The organism is Ruegeria sp. AP12 (assembly GCF_056540025.1).
In genome coordinates this window covers 1-1,735 of the sequence record NZ_JBQFVZ010000043.1, presented here as the reverse complement: position 1 = coordinate 1,735, position 1,735 = coordinate 1, and the positions used below count along the sequence as shown (strand labels likewise).

2 protein-coding genes are annotated in these 1,735 nt (G+C 59.5%); both read right to left on the bottom strand.

Annotated elements, in window-relative coordinates:
• Window positions 1–739 (bottom strand): AMP-binding protein (locus ACR0E6_RS21020; protein ID WP_480586942.1); only part of this gene is annotated, 739 nt, incomplete at its 3' end.
• A gap of 184 nt (window positions 740–923) precedes the next feature.
• On the bottom strand, window positions 924–1,735 hold an 812-nt coding region (locus ACR0E6_RS21015; RefSeq protein WP_480586939.1), incomplete at its 5' end, for a glucose-6-phosphate isomerase.

The window sequence follows — 1,735 nt, the reverse complement described above, 5'->3', positions numbered from 1 at the left end:
GCGAGCCGGACATGGCACAGGCATAGGGCGACCCCCAGGCATTGACATGGAACATCGGCACCACGGGCATCACCACATCCATCGCCGAATAGCCAATGACGTCTCGCGCATTCGAGGCGAAGCCATGCAATACGGTCGAGCGATGCGAATAGAGCACCCCCTTGGGATGGCCCGTCGTGCCTGAGGTGTAGCACAGGCCGGAGGCGGTGTTTTCGTCCAAATCCGGCCATGCGAAATCGGTATCACCCGTCTCGATCAGTTCATCATAGAATTGCAGCCCGTCGATCTGCGCGGCCGCTTCCTCATCACGAGGACCCATCAGCACAAAGTGATGGACCTCTCCCAGACCTTCTTGCAACGCCGCGACCAATGGGATGAAGGTGGCATCAAAAAACAGAACGCGATCCTGGGCGTGGTTGATGATGTAGGTCAGCTGCTCGGGGAAGAGGCGCGGATTGATCGTGTGACACACGAAACCTGCGCCCGAGGTCGCATAGTAGATCTCAAGGTGGCGGCGATTATTCCAGGCCAGGGTGCCGATGCGGTCTTGTGGTTCCAGTCCAAGCTTGGTCAATGCCGATCCCAACCGGCGAGCGTTGCGCGCCACGTCGGACCAATTGGTTTGCGCTACGGTGCCGTCTGTTTCAACCGACACGATTTCCGTCTCACCGTGGTAGCGCTCTGCGTGATCAATCAGTGACGAGATCAGCAAGGGCTGCGTCATCATCTGTCCCAGCATGGACATCCTCCCTTTTTTGTTCAGGCCACGCTGTCGGCGGCCATTCCGTGCTTTGAGTGATACGCGGGCCTGTGGCCGGGCGATCAATCATGACGGTTCATTGGGAAGAACCCTGCCAAGCAATTATTTGTCTGACAATAAAAAGATTGCAGCCCGAGATTGCCCCGGGCCGCAAATCACCACGTCAATTGCGGTGTTGCAGGGCATAGGCGACCAGAGCGGCAGTCGAGCCATCCTTGTCATCCGCGCTTTCTTCTCCGTCCACGATCGGCCCGAGTGAGGTGGCAAGTTCTTTGCCCAATTCAACGCCCCATTGATCGAAGGAATTGATGCCCAGAAGAGCGCCTTCGACGAACACCCGATGCTCATAGAGCGCTATGATCTGCCCCAACACAAAGGGCGTCAGTTTGGGATAGATCAAGGTAGTCGAGGGCCGGTTGCCCGGAAAGACCCGATGCCGCGCCTGACGGTCAAGTTCATCGCCCGTCAAGCCTTTGGCCGCCATGCGGGCGCTGGCTTCGTCAAAAGACCTGCCGCGCATCAAAGCCTCGGACTGGGCGAGGCAGTTGGCCAGAAGCAGGCGGTGGTGATGGGCCAGTTCAGGCTCATGCCCCTCGGCAGCGACCATGAATTCGCAGGGGATCACGTCGGTGCCCTGGTGGATCAGCTGGTAGAAAGCGTGCTGGCCATTGGTGCCCGGCTCACCCCAGACGACAGGCCCCGATGGCACCGACAGCGCGCTGCCATCCATTGCGACCGATTTGCCGTTCGATTCCATCTCAAGCTGCTGGAAATAAGCCGGCAAGCGCAGCAGCCTCTGGTCGTAGGGCAACACCGCGCGGCTGGCATGGCCCAGCACCTGACGATGCCAGATTCCGACCAAGGCGAGCATCACTGGCACGGTCTCAGCCCAGTCGGCCGAACGGAAATGCAGGTCCATAGCCTGTCCGCCCCGCAGGAACGCGTCGAACGCGTTCGAGCCAATCGCGATCATCA